The sequence below is a fragment of the Planctomycetaceae bacterium genome, from assembly GCA_041398785.1.
In the GTDB taxonomy this organism is placed as follows: Bacteria; Planctomycetota; Planctomycetia; order Planctomycetales; family Planctomycetaceae; genus JAWKUA01.
On sequence record JAWKUA010000054.1, the window covers coordinates 1 to 7322 of the forward strand.

At 57.9% G+C, this 7322-nt stretch carries 8 protein-coding genes; 5 read left to right on the forward strand and 3 right to left on the reverse strand.

The features are described from left to right. Nucleotides 1-462: 462 nt before the first annotated feature. The 4 genes from R3C19_27135 to R3C19_27150 all read left to right on the forward strand — a co-directional run bounded on the left by R3C19_27135 (nucleotide 463) and on the right by R3C19_27150 (nucleotide 3869). A complete protein-coding gene (locus R3C19_27135; GenBank protein MEZ6064037.1) occupies nucleotides 463-951 on the forward strand; it encodes a terminase gpA endonuclease subunit in 489 nt (162 codons plus the stop codon). A 391-nt stretch (nucleotides 952-1342) separates the two neighbouring features. Continuing rightward, complete coding sequence (locus R3C19_27140) at nucleotides 1343-2128, forward strand: TIGR04255 family protein (protein MEZ6064038.1); 786 nt, start codon at nucleotides 1343-1345, stop codon at nucleotides 2126-2128. Between the two features lie 3 nt (nucleotides 2129-2131). Further along, complete coding sequence (locus R3C19_27145) at nucleotides 2132-2905, forward strand: helix-turn-helix transcriptional regulator (GenBank protein ID MEZ6064039.1); 774 nt, start codon at nucleotides 2132-2134, stop codon at nucleotides 2903-2905. After that, the gene (locus tag R3C19_27150; protein ID MEZ6064040.1) at nucleotides 2871-3869 is read left to right on the forward strand and encodes a hypothetical protein; all 999 of its coding nucleotides are present in this window, start codon (nucleotides 2871-2873) and stop codon (nucleotides 3867-3869) included. Before R3C19_27145 ends, R3C19_27150 begins: the two co-directional genes overlap by 35 nt. Before the next feature lie 92 nt (nucleotides 3870-3961). Here the strand turns inward: R3C19_27150 and R3C19_27155 are convergent, their stop codons facing one another. From R3C19_27155 to R3C19_27165, 3 genes are all read right to left on the reverse strand, one after another. Beyond that, nucleotides 3962-5800 carry an IS66 family transposase gene (locus R3C19_27155; protein ID MEZ6064041.1) on the reverse strand — a complete coding sequence of 613 codons (1839 nt, stop codon included), beginning with the start codon at nucleotides 5798-5800 and terminating at the stop codon, nucleotides 3962-3964. Between the two features lie 120 nt (nucleotides 5801-5920). Further along, nucleotides 5921-6277, reverse strand: coding sequence for an IS66 family insertion sequence element accessory protein TnpB (gene tnpB, locus R3C19_27160; GenBank protein ID MEZ6064042.1), 357 nt, complete (start codon nucleotides 6275-6277; stop codon nucleotides 5921-5923). Continuing rightward, entirely contained in the window at nucleotides 6274-6639 is a 366-nt protein-coding gene (locus tag R3C19_27165; GenBank protein MEZ6064043.1) for a hypothetical protein, read from the reverse strand. The genes tnpB and R3C19_27165 overlap by 4 nt, the downstream gene beginning before the upstream one ends. Before the next feature lie 153 nt (nucleotides 6640-6792). Here R3C19_27165 and R3C19_27170 point away from each other — a divergent pair, with 153 nt between their 5' ends. Further along, a complete protein-coding gene (locus R3C19_27170; protein ID MEZ6064044.1) occupies nucleotides 6793-6990 on the forward strand; it encodes a hypothetical protein in 198 nt (65 codons plus the stop codon). Nucleotides 6991-7322: the final 332 nt, after the last annotated feature.

Below are 7322 nucleotides of genomic sequence, written 5' to 3' on the forward strand. Positions count from 1 at the left end.
GTGCCGACGACCACCCCCGCCGCGCGACGTGGCATATACACGCAACACGGCGATGTCATCCGGGTGCGCGAACCTCGCTGGTTTCATCAAACCTTCATCGGCTGCAGCGTACGCCGGGAAGGACCGACTTTCCACGGCACCGGGCTATTCGAACCGATAGCCGGACCGCGCGGCCTTCGCTCGCCATCCTCGACGATCCGCAGACAGACGCGTCAGCGCAGTCGCCATCCAAGTTGTGCGCGGGGCGAGCATTCCTGCCGGCGCGGTCCTCGGCGTGGCAGGTCCCGGCAAGAAGATCAGCGGGACCATTCCCTGCACATTCTTCCTCCCCGCCGACATCGCCGATCGGATTCTGGATCGAGACAAACACCCGCAGCGGCAAGGCGACCGCACGAAGTCGAAACCTACCCAGACCAGAAGCAACCGTACTTCACACTGCGGGACGCGACGCGAACGCTGGCTGTGGCGGCGAAAGGGACTGGGCTCGAGGGATCGATCTGCGCCGGGCCGGAAGCATTGACCGCAGATCGGCTGTCACGCAACTGGCGACGCGACGATGGTGCGGAACTGCGGATCGACCGTTGTCTGATCGACGCCAACTGGGGGTCATCGACGGATGTGGTCTATCAGTTCTGCCGGCAATCGAAACATGCCAGGACCGTGCTCCCCTCGCACGGTCGGTTCGTCGGCGCATCCAGCCGACCCTTCTCCGAATACAAACGGAAACAGGGTGAACGCGTCGGACTCAACGGGCGGATGACGAATGCCAGCGGCAAGCGAGCCGTTCGCCATGTGATCTACGACACGAACTACTGGAAGTCGTTCGTGCAGTCGCGGCTGGTCGTGGCACAGGGCGATCCCGGTTGCCTGTCGCTCTTCGGCACCAGCGCGGAGATGCACAGGATGTTCGCCGAGCACCTGACCGCCGAATACTGCGTAAAGACCGAATGACGCGGTCGCACGGTGGACGAATAAAAGATCCGTCCCGAGCAAACGGATCACCATTGGCTCGACGGCGTCGTCGGCTGCGCGGTTTCAGCGTCCAGACAGGGCTGTGTGCTGTTCGGTACCGAAGCGCCACAAGGTCCCGCGCAACCTCGTGTGCGACTCTCCGTGTTGCAGAGGAGAAAGCGATAGCTGCAGCAAAAGTGACAATGCATCACCAGTTCAACGGAGCTTGTGTCAGATTTCGTGTAAAATCTCCCCGCACCTCAGCCTGTCAATGGCGTAAGATTTCGTGTAAAATCGCTCTTCTCCGAGTGAGGATCCGGCATCGGCGAGCAGCTTACCCGTCGATGGAATACTGCTCATGAATTTCCATAACACATTGTAGAAAAAGGACATGCGACAAGACCCCGGAATGAAACTTGAGCGCTCTCCGCTTCAGCTGGTGCTGGTGCAGGTTCGCTTTTCCCCTGTGACGGCCATGCGTGAGTATGTGCCGCCATTTCAGGACAAGCTGCGGAAGTCTGGGTTTCCGGGGTTCAAGAAAGAGCAGATCCAACAGGTCACCTTCGGACCGGAACCTACGGCAGAGACGAGCACTCGATGGAGTTTTGTTAGCCGTGACAAGAGGGAGGGAGTCGTCTTGACCGAAGATTTCGTGGTGTACGAGACGACCGGTTACGACATGTTCGAGCGATTCACCGAGCGGTTCTCGGAAGTGATGACGGAGTTGAATGCCGCGGCATCAATCGATTTCGCATCTCAGATTGGTCTCCGATATGTGGACGTAGTGCATTCCCTTGACGGACACACGCCAGACTGGTTTATCCGCGAACAGTTCCATGGCCTTGCGGCCAGTGGAATCGGCGATCGCATCACGAATCAGTTCCTGTCGCTCGTCAAGACCGGCGAAGGAATGCTGAAACTCAAGACACTCGATGGGCACGGCCCAGGGTTCATGCCGCCTGATTTGGAAGCGACACGTCTCGAATTTGACCTAGAGCTTGGAGAAGATGAGCCGTTTCGAATACTAGATTTCGATCATATCTGGAAAGGCGAGATCGACTTCGTCCCGAATGAGATAATCCGCAAGATGTGGGCGCTACACGGTTCGATTGAGAAGATATTCAAGGCGACCGTGACGGATGGCGCTCTGAAGGTTTGGGAATCCAGCGGGGAGTAAGTGATGAGCGTTTACGATTTGATCGAACCACAGACGCACAGTCGACTGAAGGCGGGAATGCTTGCCGCTGCCATGATTCCTTCTGCATCAGCTCCTGGTGTGCTTTGCCAGAGCGAGTGGAGCATCCCCAGCGAAATCCAGCCGTCTGGATGTGTCGATGCGCTGAAGTATTGGAGCGAATTCACTCCAGTGCTGACCGGTCATGAAAGCGCCATTCTTCCGCTGCTGACCGGATCGGGCGGCGACAGCACGTTTTCCAAAGTCATACGGATTGAGGAGAATCAGTCAGACGGTGGCAGCGCTGCTGTCACACCTATTTCACACAGCGAGACAATTGCGTACATCCGAGGAGCACTTTCGCTGCAGATAAAGGAATTGGCCGAAGTATTGCGAGTGCAACGGCCAACGATCTATTCATGGATTAACGGGGAAGTCGAACCTTCAGCCGCCAATCGAGAGCGCATGCAACAGGTTTACCGCCTTGCTTCGGAGTGGAGCAGCCGTTGCAAACTTCCCGCCGAACGTCTCGTTCGAGCCTCGGGTACCGATGGGCACTCAGTGCTGGACTTGCTCAAAGCCGACGACATCGACGTAGCAGGCATAGTTGGTCGATTCGAAGGATTGGCGGTTGAGCGATTGCGAATGAAGGCCGATGCTGACAAGAAGCGGCCGGCGGCAGCTGCTGTTGCTCGTGCCCATGGTTTCAATGTCGATGAAATCAGCGATCAGCAGCATTTGATTGATGCAACGACTGGAAAACGGTCGAGTCCGGACTGATTTAGATATGCGGGATGGAATCGATGATGGAAGTCTGGTTGCAGAGAATGGATGGCGGCAGGGGTCGGTCCTGCCGCCATCTCTCGTCACTGCGCTGATCGAGGATCACCAGATTCCAGCAACGATTGTTCCGCGTGCGGAATCTAAGAAGGGCTGGCTCGGAAGGTTGGTCACCGCATTGAAGCAAGCGAAGACTCGCAGCCACAATGCAGCTCTCTTAGAGCCGACATCGGACTGGTGGATGGTGATCTCCCAAGATTGCGATTTGGTCCAAACCGACTGGGTCAAGGAGCCATACGTCGAATTGATCCGCATTCGCCACGCCAAGGACGATGAGCATCCTCCCAAATGGCTAACGAGCCCGCGAGATCTTCAATTCTCTGATCCTCCTGATAAAAAGACGCATCGTTTTGCCTGCAGCATTCATGATCGCGTTCAAATCGACAGGAAATATCTCTCCGATTTCAGACCAGACGCGAACCGAGCAATTGATAGGGAGAATGTTCGACGCATATGTCTCTGGGTCGCGAGACGGTACGTACGAGCCGCATTTCCTGACGCATTCAACGAACGGGTAGAGGCTGCGGTTGATTCGTTGACGAAAAAAAGTAGTGAGCTTTACAAGCAGAGCGACTTGCTTTCTGGCATCTACCTGTTGGTGACTGAAGCTGAACTCGGCCCAGACGAGGATTACAAAGTCGTCGTGTGGGGAACCATGCGAGCACCGGACTTTGAGAAGCCGGATCGTCGAGAACTCGCTCAACGGATTCTTGACTTGTTGGAATCCTCACTGGGAAGTTGTGACGGAATCGAGATTGACGAGTGCGTACTGGTGTCTGAACAGGATCTCACAATCGATCACCTTCGCGTATGGAAACGCTGGGATTTCGACGTGCTCTCGCTTCGTCCGAAGAGGAAGAATGATCCGTTGCCATCGGTCGAAGACCTTCCCCCCGACCAGTGAAGCTTGACGGATAGCCTACCGTTTCTCATTTCTCTCGTTGAATTTCGGTAAGCGCTCATCAGCACCGTTGCAGTGCTGCAGTGCAGAGGGGCTTATTTTGGGGGGAGCTGTTTGATTTGATGCAGGCGGCGGTGCAGGCGGTTTCGGTCTCGGCGGGCGGCCTGTTGTTCGCGTTCCTTTTGGCGGTAATTGCGGATCGAGTCCGGATGGGTTCTGGCCCACTCGTCGGGACGCAGCGAGGCGAAGTTCGTGCTTCCGGACAGCAACTGGTCCAGCACGTCTTTGACGTAGTCCCACACGTCAAGATCATTGCGGTGGGCACTGCTCACCAGAGACATCAGGTCCGCGGCGCGGTCGCCGGCCGCGACGCTGCCGAGGAACAGCCAGTTCTTTCTGCCCACCGCCACCTGACGCATGAGCTGTTCGCTCAGGTTGTTATCGATCGGCACCTGGCCATCGTCGAGGCAGCGCACCAGGCCGTTCCACTGGTTCAGCAGGTAACCCCGCGCCTCACCGATTTTCTCCTTCGTCGACACGTTCGTCATTTGTGTGTCCACATAGTTTCGCAGCGCATCCCATAGAGGTCGACTGCGACGCTGACGAACGTCAAGCCGGTCGGCTGCGTTCAGACCCTTCGCCTGGTCTTCGATGTCATACAGCGCGGCATATGTTTCCAAAACGTACGCTGCATGCCGTTGATGATTGTCCAGCGCAGCCTCGAACTTCCGCCGCGCATGAGCGTTGCACGCGGCGTGCAGAATCGAACCGCTCGAACGCATCGAGATGCCTGTGTTCGCGCCGTAGCAATCGCCGATCAGCGTGCCTTCATAGTTGTTGTCGATCAGGAACAGGTCGGGGCCGTCCCGATGACGACTCACCGTGAAGTCGAAGATGTTCAGCGGAACATGCAGGCCGCGGTACACCCACATCTTCGCGTTGATGCTCTTCTTCTTCGCGGCGACCGCGTCGCGAATCACTTCATGAACTCGCCTGCTTTTTGGATCGTCCGGATCGACGGAAGGAATCACATCCGGCAGCAGCAGGCAGACTCCCGTGTCATCGGTTCCGATGCATGAGTCCCTGCGAACAGCATCGCGCAGGTACTCAATAAACGGACGAATCAACAGCGCCGCGGCGCTCAGCACGTTCAGCAGAGTGCTCCGCGGAAGATGCACGCCGCTGCCGGCGAACATGTCTTCCTGACGATAGACGGGAAGGTGGTAACCGTATTTCGCCGTGATCAGTTCCGCGGCAATCGATGTGTCATAACGGTCGCCGGAAACCAGCGAAGCGGGTCGCGGAGCCTGCACAACACCAGCCTGCAGCACACCAGTCCGCGTGTCGCCGGACCGAACATACTTCGGATAAACCCGACGCACCACATGCAGCACCGGACGGCGGAAGTGCAGCGTCTCGGTCACGTCTTCACCGATGCGAGTCAGCCCTTCCTTTTCGTCGTCCGGCAGATCGATGAGAACCTCATGCCGAGGCAGATGCCCGGGAAACAGTTCCCTGGTGCCGCGACGACGACGCTTCTTTTGCTGTTCCTGTTCGCGGTGCTCTTCCAGAGCCTGCAGGATGCCGGAGCGAGCATCTTCGATGTCGTCGTCGGAATCGAACGCCAGGTGCAGCTGGCCGGCCGCGTCAACAATGTAGCGTTCGCTGCTGCGACCAAAGATGCGGCGGATCAGTGCCGCCAGTTCATCACGACTCTGCTGCAGCTGAGTCCGCAGTTCGGCGTTGGCCGTCTGCAACTGCTGGTTGTTCGTTTGCAGCTGCTCGATGCTTGTTTGCAGTTGCTCGCTGTCTGCCGTGAGCTGTTCGTTGTTCGTCTGCAGCCGGGCAATCTGGTCCCGCTGTTGTTCGCAGAGTCGACGAAGTTCGGCCAGTTCGTTCATGCGAGCCAGGGTAATGATGTTGCTCAATTGCACCAGGTCAATGTGTTCCGCTTTTCAAAAAAGGAAGCAGATTTCCGCGGACCTGTTCTGTCCGCAGAAACCTGCTCGTCGTGAAGGGTGACGATGAGTCGTCGTGATGAGTCGTCGTGATGTTCAGTCGCGATCCTGTGCCTGAAGTCTCTTTCGTCTTCGTGCCGAACGAATGTCGATCCCCTTGAGCAGCATCGCCAGTTCCGTCGAATCGATCTTCACGGCCGGGCGGTCGGCGCTGTGCGTGAGCTGGAACGTCCCAACTTCCAGACGCTTATAAAAAAGTACGAGCCCGTCATCGTCCCACCACAAGGCCTTGAGCCGGTCGCCGCGACGATTGATAAACAGAAACAGACTTCCGTCATTCGGTTCATACCCGAGTTCGGACCTGACAATTCCGGACAGGCCGCAGAAACTTTTTCGCATGTCCGCGGGCCGGCTGTAAAGAAAAATGCGAGCAGTTGTCGGCAACGCGATCATGACTGCGAACCCCGCTGCCCGGGCCGCCCGGCGTTTTCATTCAGCCGATCCACGACAGACAGCAACGCAGCCGTTTCGCACGAGGGAATTTCGACAACCGCCCGACCGCCGAGATGAATGCGAAAACATTCCCGACCCGCCTCCTCAGACACGGGCACGGTCACCGGCACCGGCACAGACACGGGCACAAACACACCGGGCTCTTCCGTTCGCCCACGAATCTTTCGCCGCCACAGATAGAACGAGGCCGTCGAGACACCCTGCTGTTCACAAAACTCAGCAACCGTCAGATCAGATCCATCAAACAACCGAACCAGCTTCTCCCACCGCCGACGAACGGCCGGATCAGGCAAACGAGCCATAAATACCTCCAGGCTATCGAGTCAAAACCCGAAAGCCTAAAGCACTTGTCAACAACGGTGACGATGGGCGCTTACGAATTCCGGACACTCTGCCTTTCCACGGCATAAGTCTCCTCCCAGACGGCATGTTGTCGTCGCTGACGGAGACCTGCAGTGGCCCAGGACCTCGACCAGACGATCCGTGACAACGCCGACGGGCCTGCCAGGGCCGCCGGCGATTCCGGCAGCATGGAGCAGCACAAGCTCTCCGAGCAGATTGCCGCGGATCGGTATCTCGCCTCGAAGAAGGCGGCGAAGTCCAAACGCCTCGGTCTCCGGACCACGAAGATCGTTCCTCCGGGAGCCGAGTGACCGTGCTGACCTGGCTGCGCCGTACCCTGTTTGCCTCCAAACCGGACGTCTGACTCACGGCCGGGTGGCACTGGCTGTGTCGGAGCTTGTGTACTTTGGCAGCGCAGTCTTCACGGGGCCGAGACCGAGGGCCGATTTGGGGACGTCATTCATTCCGGCTACCATCGTCTGCGGCAATGCACTGGCGCAGCCAGCGACAACGCCGACGGGCTGACGTTGGTTTGCCGGCTCAGGCTCGCGACTCTGTCCACGCCGCCGTGTTCAGAACCGCGTTCGGAACGGAATGCTGTCATGGGAGTTTCCATTTCGCGTGCCGACGACGGCCGCCGCCG

Bases quoted from the DNA above. Each gene is read 5' to 3' on its own strand.
- R3C19_27145 (MEZ6064039.1), top strand. From the start codon at position 2,132: ATGAGCGTTTACGATTTGATCGAACCACAGACGCACAGTCGACTGAAG.
- R3C19_27150 (MEZ6064040.1), top strand. From the start codon at position 2,871: ATGCAACGACTGGAAAACGGTCGAGTCCGGACTGATTTAGATATGCGG.
- R3C19_27140 (MEZ6064038.1), top strand. From the start codon at position 1,343: ATGCGACAAGACCCCGGAATGAAACTTGAGCGCTCTCCGCTTCAGCTG.
- R3C19_27165 (MEZ6064043.1), bottom strand. From the start codon at position 6,639: ATGGCTCGTTTGCCTGATCCGGCCGTTCGTCGGCGGTGGGAGAAGCTG.
- tnpB (MEZ6064042.1), bottom strand. From the start codon at position 6,277: ATGATCGCGTTGCCGACAACTGCTCGCATTTTTCTTTACAGCCGGCCC.